Annotated in this window: 21 protein-coding genes; 6 read left to right on the top strand and 15 right to left on the bottom strand. The window is 64.2% G+C overall.

Annotated features, from left to right (window positions below):
* The first annotated feature begins 28 nt into the window (after positions 1-28).
* Genes NKK51_RS03405 through NKK51_RS03420 form a run of 4 tightly spaced genes read left to right on the top strand, consistent with a single transcriptional unit; the run spans position 29 to position 4971 of the window.
* Positions 29-1282 (top strand): sarcosine oxidase subunit beta, encoded by a 1254-nt coding sequence (locus tag NKK51_RS03405; RefSeq protein ID WP_352551196.1) that lies wholly within the window; start codon positions 29-31, stop codon positions 1280-1282.
* Between the two features lie 8 nt (positions 1283-1290).
* Positions 1291-1557: a sarcosine oxidase subunit delta gene (locus NKK51_RS03410; protein WP_352551198.1), complete on the top strand. Its 267-nt coding sequence runs from the start codon at positions 1291-1293 to the stop codon at positions 1555-1557.
* Complete coding sequence (locus NKK51_RS03415; RefSeq protein ID WP_352551200.1) at positions 1554-4439, top strand: sarcosine oxidase subunit alpha family protein; 2886 nt, start codon at positions 1554-1556, stop codon at positions 4437-4439. Before NKK51_RS03410 ends, NKK51_RS03415 begins: the two co-directional genes overlap by 4 nt.
* Positions 4432-4971, top strand: a complete 540-nt coding sequence (locus NKK51_RS03420; protein WP_352551202.1) for a hypothetical protein — start codon at positions 4432-4434, stop codon at positions 4969-4971. Before NKK51_RS03415 ends, NKK51_RS03420 begins: the two co-directional genes overlap by 8 nt.
* Before the next feature lie 20 nt (positions 4972-4991).
* Here NKK51_RS03420 and NKK51_RS03425 read toward each other — a convergent pair whose 3' ends face one another.
* The 15 genes from NKK51_RS03425 to NKK51_RS03495 all read right to left on the bottom strand — a co-directional run bounded on the left by NKK51_RS03425 (position 4992) and on the right by NKK51_RS03495 (position 21378).
* Positions 4992-5477, bottom strand: coding sequence for a hypothetical protein (locus tag NKK51_RS03425; protein ID WP_023811545.1), 486 nt, complete (start codon positions 5475-5477; stop codon positions 4992-4994).
* A gap of 116 nt (positions 5478-5593) precedes the next feature.
* Entirely contained in the window at positions 5594-6154 is a 561-nt protein-coding gene (gene msuE, locus NKK51_RS03430; RefSeq protein ID WP_023811544.1) for an FMN reductase, read from the bottom strand.
* 72 nt (positions 6155-6226) lie between these two features.
* Positions 6227-7474, bottom strand: a complete 1248-nt coding sequence (locus NKK51_RS03435; RefSeq protein WP_023811543.1) for an SfnB family sulfur acquisition oxidoreductase — start codon at positions 7472-7474, stop codon at positions 6227-6229.
* Positions 7475-7498: 24 nt separating this feature from the next.
* On the bottom strand, positions 7499-8305 hold the full coding sequence (locus tag NKK51_RS03440) for an ABC transporter ATP-binding protein (protein WP_352551203.1): 807 nt from the start codon (positions 8303-8305) through the stop codon (positions 7499-7501).
* A gap of 81 nt (positions 8306-8386) precedes the next feature.
* Entirely contained in the window at positions 8387-9724 is a 1338-nt protein-coding gene (locus NKK51_RS03445) for an ABC transporter substrate-binding protein (protein ID WP_352551204.1), read from the bottom strand.
* A gap of 83 nt (positions 9725-9807) precedes the next feature.
* On the bottom strand, positions 9808-10848 hold the full coding sequence (locus NKK51_RS03450; RefSeq protein ID WP_352551205.1) for a branched-chain amino acid ABC transporter permease: 1041 nt from the start codon (positions 10846-10848) through the stop codon (positions 9808-9810).
* Between the two features lie 3 nt (positions 10849-10851).
* Positions 10852-11751, bottom strand: a complete 900-nt coding sequence (locus tag NKK51_RS03455) for a branched-chain amino acid ABC transporter permease (protein WP_352551207.1) — start codon at positions 11749-11751, stop codon at positions 10852-10854.
* Positions 11748-12680, bottom strand: coding sequence for an ABC transporter ATP-binding protein (locus NKK51_RS03460; protein WP_352551209.1), 933 nt, complete (start codon positions 12678-12680; stop codon positions 11748-11750). Before NKK51_RS03460 ends, NKK51_RS03455 begins: the two co-directional genes overlap by 4 nt.
* 114 nt (positions 12681-12794) lie before the next feature.
* On the bottom strand, positions 12795-13898 hold the full coding sequence (sfnG, locus tag NKK51_RS03465; protein WP_352551211.1) for a dimethylsulfone monooxygenase SfnG: 1104 nt from the start codon (positions 13896-13898) through the stop codon (positions 12795-12797).
* Between the two features lie 165 nt (positions 13899-14063).
* Positions 14064-15524: an FAD/NAD(P)-binding protein gene (locus NKK51_RS03470; protein ID WP_352551213.1), complete on the bottom strand. Its 1461-nt coding sequence runs from the start codon at positions 15522-15524 to the stop codon at positions 14064-14066.
* Positions 15521-16693: an FMNH2-dependent alkanesulfonate monooxygenase gene (gene ssuD, locus NKK51_RS03475; protein ID WP_128302820.1), complete on the bottom strand. Its 1173-nt coding sequence runs from the start codon at positions 16691-16693 to the stop codon at positions 15521-15523. The genes NKK51_RS03470 and ssuD overlap by 4 nt, the downstream gene beginning before the upstream one ends.
* Before the next feature lie 239 nt (positions 16694-16932).
* Positions 16933-17871 (bottom strand): sugar ABC transporter substrate-binding protein, encoded by a 939-nt coding sequence (locus NKK51_RS03480; protein ID WP_128302819.1) that lies wholly within the window; start codon positions 17869-17871, stop codon positions 16933-16935.
* Between the two features lie 14 nt (positions 17872-17885).
* Entirely contained in the window at positions 17886-18881 is a 996-nt protein-coding gene (locus NKK51_RS03485; RefSeq protein WP_127322263.1) for an ABC transporter permease, read from the bottom strand.
* Positions 18881-19879, bottom strand: coding sequence for an ABC transporter permease (locus NKK51_RS03490; protein ID WP_352551215.1), 999 nt, complete (start codon positions 19877-19879; stop codon positions 18881-18883). Before NKK51_RS03490 ends, NKK51_RS03485 begins: the two co-directional genes overlap by 1 nt.
* Positions 19876-21378, bottom strand: coding sequence for a sugar ABC transporter ATP-binding protein (locus tag NKK51_RS03495; RefSeq protein ID WP_352551217.1), 1503 nt, complete (start codon positions 21376-21378; stop codon positions 19876-19878). The genes NKK51_RS03490 and NKK51_RS03495 overlap by 4 nt, the downstream gene beginning before the upstream one ends.
* A gap of 337 nt (positions 21379-21715) precedes the next feature.
* On the opposite strand from NKK51_RS03495, the gene NKK51_RS03500 reads away from it, so the two are divergent.
* Both NKK51_RS03500 and NKK51_RS03505 read left to right on the top strand, forming a co-directional pair.
* Entirely contained in the window at positions 21716-22390 is a 675-nt protein-coding gene (locus tag NKK51_RS03500) for a GntR family transcriptional regulator (protein ID WP_128287601.1), read from the top strand.
* Positions 22391-22409: 19 nt separating this feature from the next.
* A complete protein-coding gene (locus tag NKK51_RS03505) occupies positions 22410-22739 on the top strand; it encodes an L-rhamnose mutarotase (RefSeq protein WP_352551219.1) in 330 nt (109 codons plus the stop codon).
* The last annotated feature ends 178 nt before the right edge of the window (positions 22740-22917 follow it).

Consider the following 22917-nt stretch of genomic DNA (forward strand, 5'->3'; position numbering starts at 1 on the left):
TCCGAAAATCAGGCCTGTCCGGCACGCCATGACCCGACGCTATTCCGCTCTGTCGCTCTTCAAGGAGGGCTTGGCCGGCCAGACCGGCTGGCAGCCGGCCTGGCGCTCGCCCGAGCCGAAGCCGTCCTACGACGCGATCGTCATCGGCGGCGGCGGCCATGGACTCGCGACCGCCTATTATCTGGCAAAAAACCACAACATCGCCAGGGTGGCGGTGCTGGAAAAGGGCTGGATCGGCGGCGGCAACACCGGCCGCAACACCACCGTGGTGCGCTCCAACTATTATTATCCCGAAAGCGTCGAGCTCTACGGGCTGGCGCACCGGCTCTATGAGGGGCTGGCCAAGGATTTGAACTACAACGTCATGCTGTCGCAGCGCGGCATGGTCAATCTGTGCCACTCGACCGCCGAGATGGAGATCGGCGCGCGCACCGTCAACGCCATGCAGATCAACGGCATCGATGCGGAACTGTTTTCACCTGACGATGTGCGCCGGGTGGCGCCGATCTACAATTTTTCGCCGGACGCGCGCTTCCCGGTGTTCGGCGGCATCTGGCAAGGCAGGGCCGGAACGGCGCGCCATGACGCCGTCGCCTGGGGCTATGCGCGGGCCGCGAGCCGGCTCGGTGTCGACATCATCCAGAACTGCGAGATCACCGATTTCATCATCGAGGGCGGCCGCTGCCGCGGCGTCCAGACTTCGCGTGGCGCGATCCGTGCCGAGCGCATCGGCATGGCGGTAGCCGGGCATTCCTCGGTGCTGGCGGCAAAGGCCGGTTTTCGGCTGCCGATCAATTCCTACGCGCTGCAAGCCTGCGTGTCCGAGCCGGTCAAGCCGATCCTCGACACGGTGGTGCTGTCGCCCGGCTGCGGCGTCTATGTCAGCCAGTCGGACAAGGGCGAGATCGTCATCGGCGGCGGCCTCGACCGCATTCCTTCCTATGCGCAGCGCGGCAATTTGCCGACGCTGGAGGCGGTGATTGCCGGCGTGCTGGAGATGTTCCCGATCTTTGGCCAGCTCAAGCTGATGCGGCAATGGGCAGGTATCGTCGACGTGGTGCCGGATTCCTCGCCGATCATCGGCGAATCGCCGCTGCCCGGCCTGTTCCTCAATTGCGGCTGGGGCACGGGCGGCTTCAAGGCCATTCCCGCCGGCGGCACGCTGCTGGCAAACCTGCTGGCGACCGGCAAGCACAACGACATCAGCCGTCCGTTCGACCTTGACCGCTTCGCCAGCGGGCGGCTGATCGACGAAGCGGCCGGCTCCGGCATCGCGCATTAGAGGCAATCATGCAGTTGTTCCCTTGCCCATTTTGCGGCCCGCGTGACGAGACCGAATTCCACTATGGCGGCGATGCCGGCAACATCAGGCCTGACGGTGCCGACGTGCCGATCGATCGCTGGGCAAACTATCTCTATCTGCGCAGCAACCCGAAAGGCGCGGCGCGCGAGATCTGGGTTCACATGATTTGCGGCGAGTTCTTCGTCATGGAGCGGGACACCATCACCCACAAGGTGCTGTCTTCGGCCGCTCTCGACGGGGAGCATGCCGCGTGACCGCCTCGCGTCTTGCCACCGGCGGCAGCGCTATCGACCGCTCGCGCCCGATCCGCTTCAGCTTCGACGGCGCCACCGTGCATGGCTTTGCCGGCGACACCATCGCCTCGGCGCTGCTGGCCGGCGACGTCGCGGTCGTCGGCCGCAGCTTCAAATATCACCGGCCGCGCGGCATCTGGGGTGCCGGCGTCGAGGAGCCGAACGCGCTGGTCGATCTCGGCGGCAGCGTGCCAGCGAAGCCCAACACGCGCGCCACGACCGAGCCGGCGCGCGACGGGCTGGTGGCGAAAAGCGTCAACGCCACGCCCAGCGCGCTGGCCGACCGCAACGCCTTTCTCGACCGTTTCGCACGCTTCATACCGGCGGCGTTCTACTACAAGACTTTCATGTGGCCGGACTGGCACAGGTTCGAGCCGCGCATCCGCGCCATGGCGGGATTGGGCACAGTCGAGGCCGACTGGATCTCGCCGGGCACGGCGGACCAGATAAACCATCATTGCGATGTGCTGGTTGTAGGCGCGGGACCGGCCGGGCTGGCGGCGGCAAGGCTGGCGTCTGGTGCTGGCCTGACCGTCACACTGGTTGACGACCAGCATAGCCCCGGCGGATCGCTCAGCCATCGTGCCGCGGAGATCGACGGCAAGCCGGCGGCCGTATGGGTCAAGGAGACGATTGCCGAGCTTGCCGCTGGCGGTCACCTCATCCTGCCTTCGACCACCGCCTTCGGCATTTACGACCACAATCTGGTCGGGCTGAACCAGCGTCATCTCGACGGCCGGCCGGATACGCTGTGGCGGGTCAGGCCGCGCCAGATCGTGCTGGCGGCCGGCGCCATCGAGCGGTCGCTGCCCTTCGCCAACAACGACTTGCCGGGCATCCTATCGGCGGATGCGGCGCTCGCCTATCTCCGGCGCCACGCTGTGCTGGTCGGCCGCCGCATCGTCGTCGCCACCAACAATGACAGCGCCTATGAGGTGGCGGGGGCGCTTGCCGAGGCCGGCGCCGAAGTCAGGCTTGTCGACATCCGGCGCGACGGCACGCCTGCCGCGCCGGCCAATGTCCGGCTGGCCAAAGGGCGTTCTCTCATATCCGCCAGCGGCAGGCTGCGCGTCGACGGCGTAACGCTCGACGACGGCACGAGGTTCGATGCCGATTGCGTTCTGGTCTCCGGCGGGTGGACGCCGACCATCCATCTCTTCGGCCAGGCCAGGGGCAAGCTCGCCTGGAGCGAGGCGCGCGCGGCCTTTCTGCCGGGCGATCCGGTCGATAACATCGCGGTGGCAGGTGCGGCTGCCGGCGCGGTTTCCTTGTCGGAGGTGTTTGCTGGCGCCAGCACCGCCGTTGCATCGCTCGGCCAGACGAAGGCTCCCCTACCGCGGAGCACCGGGCCGGAGGCAACGGACGGCATAGTCGCGGCATGGCCAATGCCGGGCTCGAAGGGACGCATCTGGATCGACTATCAAAACGACGTGACGGTGAAGGACGTCGAACTGGCAGCGCGCGAAAACTTCGTCTCGGTTGAACATCTGAAGCGCTACACCACGCTTGGCATGGCGACCGACCAGGGCAAGACCTCCAACCTGCCGGGCCTGGCGCTGATGGCCGGCATCACCGGCCGCACCGTGCCGGAGGTTGGCACCACCACCTATCGGCCGCCGTTCACGCCGGTGCCTTTGGCAAGCTTTGCCGGGGCGCACGTCGGCGAATTGATGGCGCCGGTGCGCCGGTTGCCGCTCGAAAACGTCCATCGCGCCAGCGGCGCCATCTTTCAGGAATATGGCGGCTGGCTGCGCCCGGCTCATTATGGCGGCAATGCGGACGCGGAGCGTTCGATCGCGGACGAGGCACGGCGCGCCCGTCAATCCGTGGCGCTGTTCGATGGTTCGACGCTCGGCAAGATCGAGGTGATCGGGCCGCAGGCGGCCGCATTCGTGGATTTTCTGTACTACAACACCATGTCGACGCTGAAGCCCGGCCGCTGCCGCTACGGCTTCATGCTGTCGGAGAACGGCGTGGTCTTCGACGACGGCGTTCTGGTGCGGTTGGACGAGCATCGCTTCGTCGTCTCGTGCTCGTCCTCGCATGTCGCTGCCGTGCACGCCCGGCTGGAGGAATGGCGTCAGGACCGTTTTGGGCGCGACGCCGTCTACATCCACAACGCCACATCAGACATGGCGACGCTGACCGTCTCGGGGCCAAACTCCCGAAAACTGCTCGAAACGCTTGGCCTCGGCCTCTCGCTCGACGATGCCGACCTGCCGCATATGGCGATCGCTCATGGCACCTATGCCGGCGACGATGTCCGTATTGCCCGCGTCAGCTTCACTGGCGACAGGAGCTACGAAATCTCCATCCGGGCCGATCGCGCCGAGCCGTTATGGGCGCATCTGCGCGAGGCCGGCCAGGCGCTCGAGGCCGTCGTCATCGGACTCGAGGCGCTGATGATCCTGCGGACAGAGAAAGGCTTTATCGTCATCGGCAAGGACACTGACGGCACCACGTTGCCGCATGATCTCGGCGTCGACGGTCCGCGCGCCAAGCGCCAGACCGAGTTCGTCGGCCGCCGCTCGCTGTTCACAGAGGAGGCCTCGCGTGACAACCGCATGCAGCTTGTCGGATTGGCGGTGCCGCAAGGCGAAGCGCCGCTGCCGACCGGCGCGCACGGCATCAAACGGAGCGACGGCAGATTGCGCAGCCAGGGCTTTGTCACCTCGAGCTACCAGAGCCCGACGCTCGGCCGCCCGGTTGCGCTTGGGCTGATCGAGCGCGGCGCGACGCGGCACGGCGAGACGATCGACATCCAGCATCTCGGCAAGATCAGCAAGGCGACGATTACCGCCCCTTGCGCCTTCGACCCGGCAGGAGAGCGGCTGCATGCGTGATCTCGCGGAAAAATGGTCCGTTGCACCGGACTGGCAGGGTGCGGTCATCGCCACGCCGGGCCTTGCGGTCAGCGCGATCTGCGGCCTCAACCAGCTTCTGGTCAGTGGCGACCTCGACGCGTGGGCAAGGGCTTCCGGTGTCGACGGAACTGGCGTGGGTGCTTTTGGTACCGCACAGGGCGACCGCTATGCGGCGCGGCTGGCGCGCGACCGGTTGCTCGTCGTGTCGAAGAGCCCGCTCCCCATCCCCACGGGCTGGCATGCAGACGGGTTCGCGGCGACGGCGATCAGCGCCGGGTTGCAAATATTCGAGGCCGAGGGCACGGCGCTCGATGCTTTCATCGCGCGTGGAACGACGCTCGATCCCAGCCAGCCAAGTGCCAGTGCAGCGCTTTCCTTCGCCGGCATCAGCGCCGTCGTCTATTGCCATGACGGCAAGCTGCGCATCCATGTCGATCGCGGTCTTGCCGCCTATCTCTGGACATGGATGGAAATTGCCATCGGCAACATCGCCGCCGGATCAGCCGATTAGCCGGCGGCAGTGCGATCCGGTCAGAGCGTGAACGACCAGAACAGGCAGGCCAGCGTCGCGGCGGCAAAGACCACGAAGAACAGGCTGCGCAGCAGCACGTTGCGGCGCAGCTCGTTCATGACGAAGTGACAACCTACGATCGCCGCCGCAAACAGGAACCGCCAGTTCAGCAATGCCCACACGGCGCTGCCCTGCCCGAACGCCCATCTGGCGACAAGACAGCCGACGATGGTCGCAAACAGTGCAATCACGGTCCAGAAGAGGGCATCGGCGGCATGGGTCAGGACGATGCCGGCCGCCCTGATCGGCAGGATCATCATCAGCATTGCGCTGAAGAAATAGACAGCGGCAATCGGGATGAACACGCCGGCGTCGGCGATGCCGTCAAGGCGCCTGACGCCGATGGCACCATAGGGATAGCCGTGCCTGGCGACAGCCAGGCTCAACGCCATGAGCAAGGCGGTCAGCACGGCGACCAATGCGAAGGATGTGAGGGCTTTGCTCATGACGTTCCTGTCCCAGACGAATCAGACAGGAACGTTTTTAGCGGGCAGTCGTAAATTGCGTAAGCGAGATCAATCATTACGCGAATTTCGGTTGCGGCGTAATCCGCCGACGGCGTCTATTCGGCGGCGATCCTGCCTGCCGAGCGGTTGGCCAGCACGAAGCCGACCTCGTCGACCGCCTGCGCGGCACGCTTAAGGATCGCCTCGGAGTGTAGCACGCCGTCGGTGAAATCCTTGTCGGTGGCGTAGACGGCGGTGGGCAGCGCAAAGGCCTCGAAGAAGCCGAACAGCGGCCGCAGCTGATGTTCGACAATCAAGGCGTGGCGCTCGCCACCGCCGGTCGCCGTCAACACGATGGGCTTCCCCCGCAGCGCTGCCGGATCGATCAGGTCGAAGAAGTGCTTGAACAGGCCGGTATAGCTGCCTTTGTAGGTCGGCGAGCCGACGACGAGCACGTCGGCAGCGAGGACTTCGTCCAGGATCGCCCGGGCCTGGCTATCGAGGTCGCGGGCCCATCTTGCCGTGCCGAGCGACGGGCCGAGATCCTCGATATCATAAGTGGTCGCCGACAGACTGTGGCTGGCGGCGATGTCCCTGGTGACCAGATCGACGAAGGCGCGCGTCTTTGACGGCCGGGTGATGTTGCCGGAAAAGCCGACGACTGTTGGATTTGACATGGCAGTGAACCTCTTGGGGTATAGTGGCCGAAAAATTTTGCTGTGGCGAGCCTCTCGCCCGCCGGTGAGAAATCAGCTCCAGGCGTGCAGCGGCGGGTTTTCGCCGTTGAGGAAATATTTGCCGAGGATCGAATATTTCCAGCGCACCGGATCGTGCAGCGTGTGCGTGCGCGCGTTGCGCCAATGCCGGTCGAGATTGTGTTCGGCCAGCGTTGAGCGGGTCCCCGCAAGTTCGAACAGCTTGTTGGTGGCGGCAATGGCGATCTCGGTCGACAGGATTTTTGCCTCGGCGGTGACGATCTGGGCGTGCGCCACCGTGTCGGCGGTCGGCTCGATCACCGCCCGGTCGATTGCCAGGCCGGCCTTTTCCAGCAGCGCCTGCGCCGCGTGCAGGCGCAGCGTCAGGTCGCCGATGGCCTGGATGGTGTAGGGATCGTCCCAGGCATTGTCGACGCCACTGTCGATCCAGGCTCGGCTCTTGGTCCTGACGAAATTGACCGTCTCGTCGATCGCTGCCTGGGCGATGCCGGTGTCGACCGCCACTTGGATGATCTGGAAGATGGCGCCGTCGGCGGTTGGCCTGTCAAAACCCTTGTAGCCTGGCACCAGATGCGTCTTCGGCACCTTGACGTTGTCGATGATGACGGTGCCGGACAGCGTCGTGCGCTGGCCGAAGCTCGACCAATCGTCGATGACGGTCAGGCCGGGCGCGCCGCGGTCGGCGATCGCATACCAGGCACGGCCTTGGTCATCGAGCGCGACGATCGGCACGAGATGAGCGAGCAGCGCGCCGGACGAATAGAATTTGCGGCCATTGACGACGACATGGTCGCCGGCATCGGTGAAGCGGGTTTCGAAATCGGCGGCGCGTTTGGAGCCGAACTCGGAAAAGGCGTTGCCGAACCGCGTGCCTTTCAACGCTTCGGCAAACAGCAGCTTCTGCTGGTCCGCGTCGGACACGGTGCGGATGGCGGCGACCACGCCGAGATGGTTCTGGGCAATCTGGCCGATCGAGGAATCGGCCGCCGAGATGATCTCGATCACCTTCGCCAGCGTCGCATAGGACAATTCCGGCCCGCCGAATGCCTTGGGCACGTTGATCGACCACAGGCCGCTTTGCGAAAAGGCATCGAGTTCGGCAACCGGCCAGATCCGCTCGCGGTCGCGCCTTGAGGAGTCCTTGACGAATTCGGCGGCGAGCGCGTGGGCGATAGCAATCGCCTCGGCGGCGTCCTTGATGATGTGCGCCGGCGCGGTCGGTCTTGCGACTGCCGGCACGGCGGCGGAAGCCTGGTCGGTCTTGACGGTCGAAACGGTCATTTCACTGCTCCTTGGGATTTCATTTCAGGCAACGGCATGGAGATGGGCTGGTTTGACGGCGGGCGAAGGCTGTTGCCCGGCGGTCGATTGACCGAGGTAGAAGGCCCTGATGTCCTCGCGCTGGCGAAGCTCGGCGGCCGCACCAGTGAGAACGGAGACGCCGTTTTCGAGCACAGTGGCGTGGTCGGCATAACGGAGCGCCACCGCCGAATTCTGCTCGGCGACCAGGATCGACAGGCCGGTCTCGCGGTTCAGCTTTCTGAGCGTCTGGAAGATGTTCTGGACGATGAGCGGCGCGAGACCCATCGACGGTTCGTCGAGGACCAGCAGGCGCGGCCGCGACATCAGCGCCCGGCCGATGGCGGTCATCTGCTGTTCGCCGCCAGAAGTCAGGCCGGACGATGTCCGGCGCTTTTCCCTGAGCCTCGGGAAATAGCCGTAGATCCGCTCGAGATCTTCGTTGATCTCGGCGCGGCGGCCACTGCGGCCAATGCCGCCGGCAACCAGATTTTCCTCGACGGTGAGGCTCTTGAAGCAATGCCGGCCTTCCAGCACCTGGACCAGGCCGGCGCGCACGAGATCGCCCGGCTTGCGGCGCGAGACATCCGAGCCTTCATAGCGGATGGTGCCTGCATTGACCTGGCCACGCTCGGCCGGCAGCAAATTGGAGACGGCCTTGAGCGTCGTGGTCTTGCCGGCGCCATTGGCGCCAAGCAATGCCAGGATCTGGCCGCGCCGAAGTTCGAAGCTGACGCCGTGCAGCGCCGTGATGGCGTGGTTGTAGGTGGCATGAACCGTATCCACGGCAAGAATGACGTCATCGTCCGGCATGGGGCTCTCATTTTGTGGTTCGATGAACCGAACAGGCCGGGCGCTGCGGAACCCTATCCGCTGCGCCCGGCTCTGCCCTGATCAGTTGGTGGTCACTGCGTTGGCATCATCCGCGGTGCGCAGCTTGATGCCCTTCTCGGCGGCGTAGGCCTCGGCGGACTTCTCGATGATCGGCCGCAGCAGCGCCCAGTCCGGCGCGATCCAGTCGGAGACGACGTTCCACTTCTTGCCGTCCCACTGCTGGAAGGTCACGTAGCCTTCGCCTTCGTGATTGTCCCAGCTGACATTGATCGAGTGGAACAGGTCCTTGGCGCCAAGCGCCTCGACCTTGGCCGGATCGAGCTTGAGGTGTTCGAAGCCCCAGCGGACCTCGTCGCCGGTCAGCGTGCGGTGGCCGAACTTCTCCTGCGCGACGCGGATCGCCTCGACATTGAGGATGCCGTTGACGATGCCGAGATTGTGGTAGACCGAGCCGATACGCGCCTTGTCTTCGAGGTTACCCTTGCCGGCGCCGTAGACCGTCTTCACGATCTCCTGAACCACCGGGTAGGAGTTGCCGGAAGCCTGCGTGGTGATGGCGGTGTAACCCTTGGCGGCGTCGCCGGCCGGGATGACATCCTCTTCAGAATTCGACCAGACATTGCCGAGGATGTGATCGACGGGATAGCCGACCTTGACCGCCGTTTTCAGCGCCACCGGGTTCATCACGCCCCACCCGCGCAGGACGACGAAGTCCGGCTTGGCGCGGCGGATCGTCAGCCACTGCGACTGCTGCTCGTTGCCGGGATGCGGCACCTCGATCTGCTGCACGGTGAAGCCGTATTTCTGCGCCAGCAATTCATAGATCGGGATGGTTTCCTTGCCGTAGGGCGAGCCGTGATAGAGCACGACGATCTTCTTGCCCTTCAGCCTGTCGATGCCGCCTTCCTTGGATGCGATGTAGTTCACGATGCCTGACGTCTCGCTGTAGGGATTGAGCAGCAGCGGGAAGACGTAAGGGAAGACACGCCCGTCGGTGGAGTCGGTGCGGCCGTGGTTGACGGTGATCAGCGGCACCTTGTCGGCGGTGATGCGGTCGATCATGGCATAGGCGATGCCGACCGAGAGCGGGTTCCAGGCGGCGGCGCCGGCATGGCTCTTCTGCCGCTCGTAGCATTCGACGCCGCGCTCGACCTCGTACTGGGTTTCGCATTCGTCCCAGGTCAGCTTGACGCCGTTGACGCCGCCGTCGCGGATGTTGATGAGGTTGAGATAGTCGATGAAGCCGCCGAAGAAGCCGGTGCCGCCGGCCGCATAAGGCCCGACGCGATAGCTCTGCAGCGGGAAATATTGTTCGTCGGCGTGCGCGGCGGGCAAGGCCACCGACACGATCATCGCCGTGGACAGCGCCGCCGCCTTGATTGTGCTCAGGAAATTCATGGTTGAGTTACTCCCGGTATGGGCCGTCTTGGGTTCGGCCTCTGGTTCATTTTCAAACGTCGGTTCGGAGTGGATGCATGGGCTCAGGTCGACTGCCAGGCGAACACGAGCCGTCTTCGGACCCTGTCCCACAGCGCCACCAGCCCGTCGGGTTCAAGGATCAGAAACAGGATGATGAGCGCGCCCAGCACGATGCGCTGGCTCATGTCGAGCACGCCCGAATCGAAGAGATCGCCAAGCAGGAAGCCGCCGAGGCGCGACAGAGCGAGCGGGAAGACCACGATGAGGGCGGCGCCGAAAAACGCGCCGCGGATCGAAGCCAGGCCACCGATGATGATGATGAACAGGATCTGGAACGACCGGTCGAGATCGAAGCCGTCCGGCTCGACGGTTCTGAGATAGGCGAAGGCCCAGATGACGCCGGCAACGCCGATGATGAAGGACGAGATGGCGAAGGCCAGCAGCTTGGTCTTCAGCACCGGGATGCCGATGATGCGGGCAGCGGTTTCATTGTCGCGGATGGCGATGAAGTTGCGCCCGGTCTGCGACGAGACCAGCCGATGGGCGAGGATGGTCAGAACGGTGACGATGGTTAGCGCGAAGAGATAGCGGCCGATGGCGCCGTCGAGCGCGAAGCCTGAAATCGACAATCTCGGCGCGTCGATGACGCCGGAAGCCGAGTTGTTGGAGAACCAGCTGAACTTGGTCAGCGCCCATTGCACGAAGAACTGCGCGGCGAGCGTCGAAACCGCGAGGTAGAAGCCTTTGAGCCGCAGGCTAGGCAGGCCGAAGACGATGCCGATCGCGGCGGCGACGATGCCGGCCAGGAAAATGCTGCCGATCAGCGGCAGGCCTTCGACGCGCAGGTTGAAATTATAGGCGGCGAAGGCGCCCGCCGCCATGAAGGCAGCACTACCCAGCGAAACCTGGCCGGCATAGCCGGTCAGGATGTTCAAGCCCACGCCGGCGAGGCTGAGCGCCAGGAACGGCAGCAGGATGGCCTCGAACAGATAGCTCGAGCCGATCAGCGGCACGACGCCATAGGCGAAGGCGAGCAGCAACACGGGCACAACCCATTTCGGCAGCACCGGCGCGGACGAGAAATCGCTTGTTATGGCGGTCATGGCTCAGATCCTCTCGACGAGCTTCTGGCCGAACAGGCCGGAAGGACGGATCAGCAGGAAGACCAGCGCGACGACATAGGCGAACCAGCTCTCTATGCCGCCGCCGAAATAGTCGCCGATATAGACCTCGGCGAGCTTCTCGCTGGCGCCGATCAGCAACCCGCCGACGATGGCACCGAGGATGGAATCGAAGCCGCCGAGCACCAGCACCGGCAGCGCCTTGAGCACCACCAGCGACAGCGAGAACTGCACACCGAGGCGCGCACCCCAGAGCAGTCCCGCCACCAGTGCGACAAGACCGGCAGCAGCCCAGACGGTGGCCCAGATCAGCGGCAGCCTGAGACCGACCGCGAGGGCCGCGAACTGATCGTCGGCGACGGCGCGAAAGGAGAGGCCGATGCGGGTGTAGCGGAAAAACAGCGACAGCAAGAGGACCATGCCGGCGGCAATCACTGCGGCAAAAATGTCGAACTGGCTGATCAGCACGCCGCCGATTTCCAGCGGCACGTCCTCGATGCCGAGATCGAGGCCGTGGACCTGCGTGCCCCAGATCAGCTGGGCGGCGCCCTCGATGATGTAGGACAGGCCGAGCGTCGCCATGAACAGTGTGATCGGCGGCTTGTTGGTCAGCGGCCGCAGCACCGTGCGCTCGATGGCGACACCCATGGCGACCATGATGGCGAAAGTGATCACCAGCGCCAGCGCGAACGGGATGCCGCGCTCGATAAGGCTGACGAAGGTGAGTGCCGCGAACAACAGCATCGCGCCTTGCGCGAAATTGAGCACGCCCGAGGTCTTGTAGATCAGCACGAAGCCGATCGCGACCAGCGAGTACATGACGCCGGAGAGCAGGCCGCCGACGAGCACTTCGATGAAGAACTGGTAGTCGAAATCGGCGATCATATGCCTGCCCCGTCCTCATTGTCCGAGGCGACGCCGAGGTAGGCATCGATGACGCGCTGGTCGTTCCTGACCTCGTCTGGCGTGGCGTCGGCGATCTTGCGGCCGTAGTCGAGAACGGCAATGCGGTCGGACAGGCCCATGACGACGCCGACATCGTGCTCGATCAACACCACGGTGGTGGCGAAACGATCGCGCGCGGCACGGACGAAAGCCGCCATCTCGCTCTTTTCGCTCGCGGTCATGCCGGCCATCGGCTCGTCGAGCAAAAGCAGACGCGGCTCGGCCACCAGTGCGCGGGCCAGTTCGACACGCTTCTGCAGTCCGTAAGGCAAGGTGCCGACAAGACGGTCGCGAATGGCGGTGAGGTCGAGAAATTCGAGGATCTGTTCCGCGCGGCTGCGTGTTTCGCGCTGCTCGCCGCGCGAGCGGCCGATGCCGAGCACCTGGCCGGCAAAGTTGGAGCGAACCTTGTAGGCGAGGCCGGAAGCGACATTGTCGAGGACGCTGAGACCCTTGAACAGTGCAAGGTTCTGGAAGGTTCTGGCGACACCGAGGTGAGCCAACTGCTGCGTCGGCACCTGGGCATAGAAGGTGCCGTCGAGCCGGACGTGGCCGCGATCCGGCCGATAGACGCCGCTGATGACGTTGATCAGCGAGCTTTTGCCGGCGCCGTTCGGGCCGATGATGGCGCGAATTTCGCCTGGGTGAACCGACAGGTCGATATCGGCCAGTGCGACGACGCCGCCGAACGACAGGCCGATGCCCTGGAGCGAAAGCAGCGGAGCGGCGACACCAGTAACGGAGCCGATCGCCTCGCTGCCGGCTTCGGACTGCTGCTCCCGCGGGCTTGACGGCAGGCCGCGCGCAAAGACTTCCGGCGCATAGACCGAAGCGTCCATCACTCCGAGAGTATAACTGGGCAACGGCATTCCAATCGTCCTTGATTAGGCGCGCAAAACCTCATTGCCGCTCGACGGATCGAGCGCGCCGGCAACCTTCATGCGTGTGCTGGCCGGACCGTGGCGGGCCAGGCTGCGGGATGGCTACTCCGCCGCCAGCGACGCCGCCGCCTCGGCGTTTTCCAGTTCGCGGACCAGCGGGATGACATGCTTGCCGAAATACTCGACCTCTTCCTGGAAGTGCAGGAAGCCGAGCAGGATGAGATCGGCGCCGGCGCGCTTCAGGTCGACGATGCGCTCGGCGACTTGCCTTGGCGTGCCGATCAGGTTCGAGCGGAAGCCGTCATTGTACTGGACCAGATCGTCGAAGGAGGATTTCGCCCAATTGCCCTCGCCTTCCGGCGAAGCTTTGCCGGCGTTCTTGACCTCGTGGCCGAAAGCGTTGACCGCCTCGGGGTTGGCCTTGGCGATGATCTCGGCGAGCACCGCCCTGGCCTCATCCTCGGTCTCGCGGACGACGGCGAAGGCATTGACGCCGACCTTGACGGAATGGTTGTTGGCCTTCGCCTTGGCCTGGATGTCGTCGACCTGTTTGGCGATTTCGGCCGGCGTGTTGCCGTTGGTGAAGTACCAATCCGAGACCCGCGATGCCATGTCGCGCGCGGCGCGCGACGAGCCGCCCTGGAAGATTTCGGGCAGCGGATGCGGCGGTTTCGGCTTCAGCGAATATTCGTTGAAGCGGTAGAAATCGCCACGGAAGGTGAAGCTGTCCTCGGTCCATATTCCGCGCAGCGCACGAATGAATTCCTCCGAGCGGCGATAGCGCTCGTCATGGTCGAGCCAATGCTCGCCGATGGCATGGAACTCGCCACGGAACCAGCCGGAGACGAGGTTGATCGCGACGCGGCCATTGGTGAGATAGCTGATGGTGGCGATCTGCTTGGCCGCCAGCGCCGGGTTCCACGGTCCGGGCAGGATCGCCGCGATGACCTTGAGCGTTGTGGTCGCCGCCAGCAGATCATGGCTGAACGCCACCGATTCATGCTGCTCGTCGGCGCCGTAGCCGGCGGTGAAGCGGATCTGGCTGAGTGCGTAATCAAAGCCGGACTTCTCGGCGATCTGCGCCAGCTTGCGATTGTACTCGGCCGAATGGTTGGTGCGCTGCTCGATGTTGGAGATCACAAGGCCGCCCGAAACATTCGGCACCCAGTAAGCAAACTTGATCGAGTCGGTCTCTGCGTGTGCCATGAACTGTCTCCCATTCAGGCCATCTCGTTGATCGATCCGACCGCAGCCGGTTTCGTCGGTATTTATTATGTTTATGGAATCTATATACAAAGAAGGATTTTCCGTTTTTGAGCCCCTCTTGGGACGGAAATACCAATTTTGCTCGGCCAACCCGGTTTGCCGGTGTCAGCTCATGACCGGACCCTGCGCGGCATTGGCGCCGATGGCCTGCGCTGACGGCAGCGTTTCCAGCAGCTTGGCAATTTCAACCGCGACCGCCTGGGCATGGCGGGCGACTTCCGGCAGACCCATGAGCTCGCCGAAAGTCCCTCGTGCCAGCGGGCCGGCGACCAGGAGTGTCGCGACCGCCTCACCGTCCCGGCCGATCGCGCGGCTGTCGAGACCTGTCTCGATGCCAAGCCCATACTGGTCCGTCCTGATCAAGCCGGTTTCCGCCAGCGAGCTTAGCGCCGGGTTCAGCTGCAGCGCCCGCCCATGGGCCGGACCGGTGGTGTTGATGACGGCAACGAAGCGCGCCGTCTCGATCCGGGTCTGCCCGCGCCGTTGAAAGCTGACAGCCAGGCTGCCGTCCTCATCGTTCGACGCAACAAGCCTGGCGGCAATGGTGTCGACTGTACCGGCGGCATGGCGCCGGTCGAGCACGGCGGCGACCTGCGGGGCGATCCTGAAACGATGCACGTCCCAGAACACGCGCAGCTGGCGGACCAGCCTTGCCCGCTCCGGCGGGGCAAGTGCGGCCCACAGCACCGGCCCCTGCAGGCGCAGCTGATCGAAGACCGACTGCCAGTTGACATTGGCCGCTCTTGCCGCTGCCAGCGTCGCGCGAATGGTCCTGAGCAGGCCGAGCGCCGTCGTCGCCGGCGCGGATGCAAAATCGCCAAAAGGCTCGCCCCTGACATCGGGGTGTCCGCGCGAGCGTAAGCCGCGGCGCGACAGCGTGAGGATGCGGCCACGATGGCCACGACGGTCAAGTTCGGCGACCATGTCGGCCGAGGTCAGCCCGGAGCCGACGATCAGCACCGAGGCGTCCGGCCCGATCCCGGCAAGCGCCGCGGCTGCGTATGGGTCGGCGATGAAACCCGGCGCTTCCGTCAGGTGGATCAACGCGGCTGGAATTGCAGGCTGCGGATGCGTTGCTGCTAGAACGACGATGTCGGAGGCGACCGGTCCGGCAGAGGTGTGCACGGTCCAGCCCGCGCCACTGGCATCGCGTGTCACGCGTGTGGCGGAACCTTCAACATGATGGACAAGGCCGGAATTGAGATGCGGCGCCAGATGCTCGGCAACATAGCGACCGAACACGCGCCGGCGCGGAAAAGCGTCGCCGTTCATCCAGATCGCATCCGGGTCGTGTTCGAGTTCTCCGCTGCCAGTCAACCAGCGTGCAAAATGCTGCGGGTCGTCGGGAGCCATGCTCATCCTGACCGCGGGAACATTGACCCGATGAGAGGGTTCCTCGCTGGAATAGGCAAGGCCACCGCCAATCAAGGGTCGCGGCTCGATCACGGAAATGGAAATGCGCTCCGGTCGAGGCATTTGCGCCAGGTGCCACGCCACCGCCGCACCGGAAAAGCCGCCGCCAATAATGGCGACGCGCAACCGCGAGGACGCAGGAAGCAAGTTCACGAGGCGCTGGCGAGCGACTTCGGCCGGTGGTCGCCGGCGATGGTTTCGCCGAACGGACCGGTGTTTACGGACGAGCCGGCTGCCTTGACCGGATGGTCGGTCGGCAGTTTCGGCAGCACCAGCTCGCCGAAGCGATAGGCTTCTTCGAGATGTGGATAGCCGGAAAGGATGAAGGTATCGATGCCGAGGCGCCGGTACTCGTCGATGCGCTCGGCGATCGTGTCGGGATCGCCGACAAGTGCGGTACCTGCGCCGCCGCGCACCAGGCCGACGCCGGCCCAGAGGTTGGGGGCGATCTCGAGCTTGGCGCGATTGCCGCCATGCAATGCGCTCATCCGCGCCTGGCCGACCGAATCCATGCGGGCAAAGACCTTCTGCGCCGAGGCGATCGTCGCGTCGTCGAGCCGGCTGATCAGCCTGTCGGCAGCGGCCCAGGCCTCCTCGGTGGTTTCGCGGGCGATGACATGCAGCCTAATGCCGAAGGAGAGCTTGCGGCCAGCCTTCTGCGCCAGTTCACGCATGCCGTCCAGCTTGCGCTCGACATCGGCTGGCGGCTCTCCCCAGGTCAAATATTTGTCGATCTCCTGCGCCGCCACCACGGACCCAGCGTCGGACGAGCCCCCGAAATACAATGGCGGATATGGCGTCTGCACCGGCGGAAACAGCAGCCGGCCGTCCTCGATGTGGAAATGCTTGCCCTCGTGCCCCACCGTCTCGCCGCTCAGCACCCGCTTGTAGATCTGCAAGAACTCCTGCGTCACCTCATAGCGTTCGGCATGCGACAGGAAGATGCCGTCGCCCTTGTTCTCCAGCGGATCGCCGCCGGTGACGACGTTGATCAGCAGGCGGCCATTGGAGATGCGATCCAGCGTCGCAGTCATGCGCGCGGCCAGCGTCGGCGACTGCAAACCGGGCCGCACGGCGACAAGGAAACGCAAGCGCTCGGTAATCGGCACAAGAGCCGATGCGATCACCCAGGAATCCTCGCACGAGCGGCCGGTCGGCAACAGCACGCCATAGTAGCCGAGCGTGTCGGCCGCCTTCGCCACTTGCGTCAGATACGGCAGATCGACCGATCTGCCGCCCTCGGCCGTGCCGAGGTAGCGGCTGTCGCCATGCGTAGGCAGAAACCAGAGCACCTTGATGCGGTCTGGCACGACCCGGCTCATGGCCTTTCTCCCGCTGCCTGGCGAAGGCGGCCGGATATGCCTGCTTTGGTGAGTAGCTGATGCGAAAGAGTGGGCATGGCGTGGTCCTGTCCGGGTGGAAACCAGATCGCCAGTGCAGATTGCTTATTCCACAAACTCTGTAGAGTTAGTTTATTCCAATTCTGTCGCCGCTATTAGAATTTCTCTCTCTGGCAAGGAAAGGGGGCCGGCCCGAATACACCGGGCCGGCCCCCTTCGTATCAGAACGCGGGTTCGACCGCGTTGACGTTGTCCTTGGTGACGACGGTCAGCGGGATGGGCAGCCGGTCCTTGACCTGCTTCCCGTCGATGATCTCGGCCATCGTGTTGATCGCCAGGCGGCCATCCTCGACGGGCGACTGGACGATGGTCGAGTACATCTCATTGGTGCGGATGGATTCGAACGCATCCTTCTGGCCATTGATGCCGACAATCGGCGGTGCGGCCTTGGAGGGGTTGGCCTCCTTCCATGCGTCGATGAAGCCGCGGGCCATCGTGTCGTCATTGGCGTAGACACCGCTGATCTGGTCGCCGAAGCGTGTGATCAGATCGCGGCTGACCACCAGCGCCTTTTGCTGGTCGAAGTCGGCATTGACCGTGTCGAGCACCTTGATGTCGGCATTGGTTTCCTTGAGACGGTCGGTGAAGCCGCTGACACGTCCGATCGTGGTGCCGTTGCCGGCCTGGCCGGCGATGATGACGACGGAGCCCTTGCCGCCGAGCGCCTTGCTCAGCGAGTCCGCCGCCAGCTTGCCTTCCTCGTAGACATCAGGCCCGGTGAACGACTTGATGAACGGCTTGGCATCGTCGCTCATCGGCGAATTGATGAGGATCGCCGGAATGTTCGCCTGCTGTGCGCGCGCCAGCCCCGGTATGTATGCCTGCGGGTCGAGCGGCCACAGGATGATGCCGTCGACCTTGCGCGCAACGCAGGTGTTGAGCTGCTCGGTGCCTTTCTGGACGTCGAAATCCTGGCTGAGGCTCAGGATCTCGATGCCGAGTTCCGCGGCGCGCGCCTGAAGCGCCTTGTTGGCCGGCGTCGCGTAGGCATGCGAATCCGCTGCCGTCACGTAGCAGACCGTCTTGGCGCTGGCCCAGCCCGTCGATGCCAGCACAGCCGCCATAGCGGCGACGTGAAGCATGCTTTTCTTGCCAATCATGTGTTTCCTCCCAATCATGTGGTTCCTCCTTGAGTGATTGGATTGTCGCGAACGAGCGCCGGGCGCGTGCCCGGAGCCCTCCCCTTGGTGGTAACGGCCCGATCGAGCACGACGAGCAGGATCAGGATAAGCCCGGACACGACCTGCTGGACGTATGCGGGAACGGACTGGAACTCCATCGCGATGGTCAGCGAGCCGATTGTCAGCACGCCGCCGAGCGTGCCGAGCGCGGATCCCCTGCCGCCTTCGAGACGAGTTCCGCCGACAACGACCGCGGCAATGACGGCGACCGTCAGTTCCGAGCCGAAGACGGGCGAGCCGGTGTTAGTGACGAGGCTCTGGAGAACCCCCGCCAGGCCGGCAAGCGTGCCGGCAAAGACAAAGCCGAGAAAGACGATACGGTCCGAGGCGATACCGCTTTCCTTGGCAGCCGCCGGGTTGGACCCCACCGCAAAGACGTTGCGCCCAGGTATGGTGCGCGTCAGCCAGAAATGCAGCAGCACGATCAGGGCGATGAACAGCGCGCTACGGAGGGTGAAGACATCGAGATAGATCTTGGCCAGCGCCAGGGAGAGCATGATGTCGGTTCCGGTCACCGGCTGGCTGTTGGTGATCCAGTGCGCGAGCGAGCGGAAGATCAGCATCGTCGCGAGCGTCAGCACGAGCGAATTCACCTTCAGGCCGACGACCAGCATGCCGTTGACGGCGCCTGCCAGGGTACCGACCAGGATGCCGACGATCGCGGCAGGGAGGATGCCGATCTCTCGCTGCAGGATGACCGATACGATGCCGGCCAGGGCAAACACCGCGCCACCGGAGAGGTCGATCTGGCCCGATATCAAAAGCACCGTCAGGCCGATCGCGATCAGGCCGATTGTCGCCGCCCGATCGAGGCCGAGGCCGAGGGTCGATGCCGAGAGGTAGCCGGGGACCACCAGCGCGGAAATGACCAGCGTCAGACCGAGAATGACGATGACGCGATACTGCGAGACAAGCGAAAGAAAACGCATCACGACACGCCCCGCTTGCGCAGCGCCGCATCCATGCCGACGGCGCCGACGATCAGGATGCCGAGCACGAAACCCTGGATCGGCGTGCGCACACCGTCGAGCACCATGACGTTGGTCAGCAGATGCACGAAGATGAGGCCGGCGATGGCCCGTGGCACCGATCCGAAGCCGCCGACGATCGACACGCCGCCGACCACCACCGCCGTGATGGCACTGAATTCGTAGCCGCCGCCGATGAGCGGTCGCGCGCTCTGCAGCGTCAGCCCGAGCAGGCCGCCGCTGATGCCGGAAGCGAGTGCCGTGATCACGAAAGCGCCGGCCTTCACGGCCTGCACCGGAACGGCACTCGCCTCGGCGGCGCTGTAATTGCCTCCGGTGGCGAGCGTCCATCTGCCCCAGAAGGAGCGGGACAGGACGAAATGGCCGACAAGAGCAATGACCAGGAAGATCAGCACCACGACCGGAATGCCGAACAGCCGGCCCTTGGCGAATTCGGCGGAGGCGGGATTGCTGCCATAGACGATGACCCCGCCGACAGCCGCCTGGACGATGCCCAGTCCGATCGTGCCAATGCCGAGCGTGGCAATGATTGGATTGATGCCGACATATCCGACCAGGACCCCGTTGAGCAGGCCTATGAGGCCCGCGAGACCAACCGCCAGCACGAAGGCCGGCAGCGGTCCGATCATCGGCTGCAGCCCGAGCGACAGGATGGCGCCGCAGGCGATGGTGGCCGGCACCGACAGGTCGGCCAGGCCGCCGACCACGAGCACGAAGGTCATGCCGACGACGACGATGCCGACGATGGACATCGAGGTCAGGACGTTGAGCAAATTGCCTGATGTGAAGAAGGCGGGGCTGACGAAGGAGCCGTAGAGCATCACGGCGAGGATAGCGAAGGCCAGCCCCGCCTTCGACAGGACATCGACAAGCCTGCTGCCACGCGTAAAGCGGTCGTTGCGGTTCACGCCGCCGATCTCCGTGGCAGCTTCGGTCACGCCGTCTCCTCCCCCGTGGCTAGCGCCATGATGCGCTCCTCGCTCAATTCGCTGCGCAGGAGAGGCTCGGAGGCATAGCCATCGCGCATCACCACCACGCGGTCGCAGACGCCGAGGATTTCGGGCAGCTCCGACGAGATCATCACGACGGCCATGCCGCCGGCGACGAGTTGGCCGATGATGTGGTGGATCTCGGCCTTGGCGCCGACGTCGACGCCCCGCGTCGGCTCGTCGAGGATCAAGGCCGAAGGTTTGGCGGCAAGCCATTTGGCGATGACCGCCTTCTGCTGGTTACCGCCCGACAGAAGGCTGATGCGCCGTTCGCCGTCGGGCGGTGAAATCGAAAACTGCTTGACCGAGTCCGCGGCAAGCGAGTGATCGGCGCTGCGGCTGATGCGACCGAAACGGCTCAGGCGGCGCAGTATGGGCAGGCTGATGTTTTCCCGGATCGACATTCCAGGCACGACGCCGTCGCCCTTGCGATCTTCCGGAACATAGGCAATGCCTGCCCTGACCGCCTGGGATGGCGAGTTGATCGAGACCTCGCGTCCGTTGACGCTGACCGAGCCCTCGACAAGCCGCGACAGGCCGAAGATTGCGCGGGCGACCTCGGTGCGGCCAGCGCCCACCAGCCCCGTCAAGCCCAGTATCTCGCCGGCGCGTACATCGAAGCTGACATTGCGGAAGCGCGTGCCGTCGCTGATGCGTTCGACGCGCAGCACCGACTTGCCGATCTCGGCCGGGCTTTTCGGGAAGACATTGCTGACTTCGCGACCGACCATCAGCCTGATCATGTGAGCGGCATTTATGCCTTCGATCGGACGCGTCTCGATCATTGAGCCGTCGCGCAGCACAGTCACCTCGTCGGCGATTTCGAGCACCTCCTTCAGTCGGTGGCTGATGTAGATGATGGCGATGCCGTCATCGCGCATCTTGCGCAGGATCCGGAACAACGCCGCCGTCTCATGCTCGCTGAGGCTGGATGTCGGTTCGTCCAGGACGATGATCCTGGGCTGCGCCGCGTAGGCCTTGGCGATCTCGACGAGCTGCTGCTGGCTGATCGACAGGTTGCCGAGCCGTTCACGTGGGTTGATGGCCGCTCCGAGCTCATCGAGAACGGCGGCTGCAGCCCGGATCATCTCGCCCTTGCGCAGAAAGGTCCACTTGCCCGGCATGCGGCCGAGATAGACGTTTTCGGCGACGCTCAGGTCGGGGACCAGATTGATTTCCTGATGCACCATGCGGATGCCCAGCGCCTGGGCGTCCGCGGGCCGGCGCATGCGCACTTCGGCGCCGCCGACCCTGATTGTGCCGCTGGTGGGTGCGTAGGACCCGTTGAGCACTTTCATGAGCGTCGATTTGCCGGCGCCGTTCTCACCCACGACCGCATGAACGGTACCGAATTTCACGGCGAAATTGACGTTGGACAGAGCCTTCACGCCCGGGAACGTCTTGCTGATGCCTCGCATGTCCAAGGCGCAATCGGCGGCGACAGTCATATCTGGCTAGGTTCCTCCTGGCGGCTGGCCGATCGTCCTCGGTATCGGCCATCGATATGTTAGTATAATAGTTTCTTCAACGCAGCTCGACCCCTCTTCGAACTGGCTTGAACGTCCGGGCTTTTGAACACGCGACTCAGTCCAGGCTCTCGGTTGCGGATTGAATTTCTCACCGCGGACGATGACTATTGCACTAATATAACAGTTCTGGCAAGCTGGATTCCGGCGGTCGTTATGGGCATCGTGTCACCGACACCCGACGCTTCCATTGGATGCGTTCCAATTGACATTCTAGTATTATCTGGCCATTTCTGGTGAACGAAGACACGGATTTGCAATGGACCTGGATCCTTCGACGCTCAATCGGGCTCTTCCGCTCCGCGATCAGATCTACCACAAGATCCGCAACCTGATCGTCGTCGGGCAGCTGAAGCCGGGGGAGGTGATCAACGAGGTCGCCATCGCGGAGGCCCTGGGGGTGTCTCGCACCCCCGTTCGCGAAGCGGTCAAGCGCATCAGCGACGAGGGCCTGGTCAAAATCCTGGCACAGACCGGCACCTATGTCGCTCCGATCAGCCGGGCCGACCTGGAAGAAGCCTATGTCATCCGGCGGGCCCTGGAGATGGAAAGCGCCCGACGCGCGGCCGCCAAGTTCACAGCGGCAGCCAGCGAATTGCTGGAAGACAACATGGCGGCGCACCGGCTTGCCATATCGCGCGGCAGATATGCCACCGCGATACAACTCGACGATGTCTTCCACCGCACCATAGCCGAGATCTGCGGCCTGCCGATGATCTGGAGAGCCGTCGACATCTCGAAGGCACAGATGGACCGCGGACGCTATCTCGCCATCCCAAGACCGGGTTATGGCGAACAGACGATCGAGCAGCACGAGGCCATTTTCGACGCGCTGAAGCGCCACGACGCCGAGGGGGCGGCAAGGGCCATGGAACATCATCTCGAGACGTCGTTCCGCAACACGCTCGAAGTCGCCGCCGACCTTCTCGACTGAAGCCTCGCGAGCAACCGGCATGCAAAGAATGGGGCTTTGTATCGGCGTGAAAGCCGAGGCGATCGCGGACTACAAGCGCGTCCACGCCGCCGTCTGGCCCGAGGTGCTGGACGTCATCAGTCGCGCCGACATCCGCAACTATTCGATCTTCCTGCGCGAACCGGAGAACCTTCTGTTCGCCTCCTGGGAGTATCACGGCACCGACTTCGCCAGGGATGCGGCGCGGATGAGCGAGTCGCCGGCCATGCGCAAATGGTGGGAACTGTGCGACCCCATGCAGACGCCGCTACCGACGCGCGCCGACGGCGAATGGTGGGCGGCCATGCAAGAGGTCTTCCATCTCGATTGACCGTGTCCCGGGCGTGCGGCGGTCCGTAGTTTCATCCAGCCGTTTGCCGCCCTCAAACTGCGCCGCAAGGCGCACTCATTGCACGCTCACCTAACCGATCCGCCACTACGCCCCTGCAGTCCAAGCCTTTCGCAACCGCACCTTGACCGCTGACATTCTGTTATATTAGTATTCTAAA

It is taken from the genome of Mesorhizobium sp. M0011, from assembly GCF_040324155.1.
Classification (GTDB): domain Bacteria; phylum Pseudomonadota; class Alphaproteobacteria; order Rhizobiales; family Rhizobiaceae; genus Mesorhizobium.

What these genes read in the sequence shown, in the direction of transcription:
- NKK51_RS03425 (WP_023811545.1), bottom strand. Translation starts at nt 5,477, where the DNA reads ATGAGCAAAGCCCTCACATCCTTCGCATTGGTCGCCGTGCTGACCGCC.
- NKK51_RS03460 (WP_352551209.1), bottom strand. Translation starts at nt 12,680, where the DNA reads ATGCCGTTGCCCAGTTATACTCTCGGAGTGATGGACGCTTCGGTCTAT.
- ssuD (WP_128302820.1), bottom strand. Translation starts at nt 16,693, where the DNA reads ATGAGCCGGGTCGTGCCAGACCGCATCAAGGTGCTCTGGTTTCTGCCT.
- msuE (WP_023811544.1), bottom strand. Translation starts at nt 6,154, where the DNA reads ATGTCAAATCCAACAGTCGTCGGCTTTTCCGGCAACATCACCCGGCCG.
- sfnG (WP_352551211.1), bottom strand. Translation starts at nt 13,898, where the DNA reads ATGGCACACGCAGAGACCGACTCGATCAAGTTTGCTTACTGGGTGCCG.
- NKK51_RS03480 (WP_128302819.1), bottom strand. Translation starts at nt 17,871, where the DNA reads ATGATTGGCAAGAAAAGCATGCTTCACGTCGCCGCTATGGCGGCTGTG.
- NKK51_RS03445 (WP_352551204.1), bottom strand. Translation starts at nt 9,724, where the DNA reads ATGAATTTCCTGAGCACAATCAAGGCGGCGGCGCTGTCCACGGCGATG.
- NKK51_RS03505 (WP_352551219.1), top strand. Translation starts at nt 22,410, where the DNA reads ATGCAAAGAATGGGGCTTTGTATCGGCGTGAAAGCCGAGGCGATCGCG.
- NKK51_RS03495 (WP_352551217.1), bottom strand. Translation starts at nt 21,378, where the DNA reads ATGACTGTCGCCGCCGATTGCGCCTTGGACATGCGAGGCATCAGCAAG.
- NKK51_RS03450 (WP_352551205.1), bottom strand. Translation starts at nt 10,848, where the DNA reads ATGACCGCCATAACAAGCGATTTCTCGTCCGCGCCGGTGCTGCCGAAA.
- NKK51_RS03455 (WP_352551207.1), bottom strand. Translation starts at nt 11,751, where the DNA reads ATGATCGCCGATTTCGACTACCAGTTCTTCATCGAAGTGCTCGTCGGC.
- NKK51_RS03420 (WP_352551202.1), top strand. Translation starts at nt 4,432, where the DNA reads ATGCGTGATCTCGCGGAAAAATGGTCCGTTGCACCGGACTGGCAGGGT.
- NKK51_RS03485 (WP_127322263.1), bottom strand. Translation starts at nt 18,881, where the DNA reads ATGCGTTTTCTTTCGCTTGTCTCGCAGTATCGCGTCATCGTCATTCTC.
- NKK51_RS03500 (WP_128287601.1), top strand. Translation starts at nt 21,716, where the DNA reads ATGGACCTGGATCCTTCGACGCTCAATCGGGCTCTTCCGCTCCGCGAT.
- NKK51_RS03435 (WP_023811543.1), bottom strand. Translation starts at nt 7,474, where the DNA reads ATGACCGTTTCGACCGTCAAGACCGACCAGGCTTCCGCCGCCGTGCCG.
- NKK51_RS03410 (WP_352551198.1), top strand. Translation starts at nt 1,291, where the DNA reads ATGCAGTTGTTCCCTTGCCCATTTTGCGGCCCGCGTGACGAGACCGAA.
- NKK51_RS03440 (WP_352551203.1), bottom strand. Translation starts at nt 8,305, where the DNA reads ATGCCGGACGATGACGTCATTCTTGCCGTGGATACGGTTCATGCCACC.
- NKK51_RS03405 (WP_352551196.1), top strand. Translation starts at nt 29, where the DNA reads ATGACCCGACGCTATTCCGCTCTGTCGCTCTTCAAGGAGGGCTTGGCC.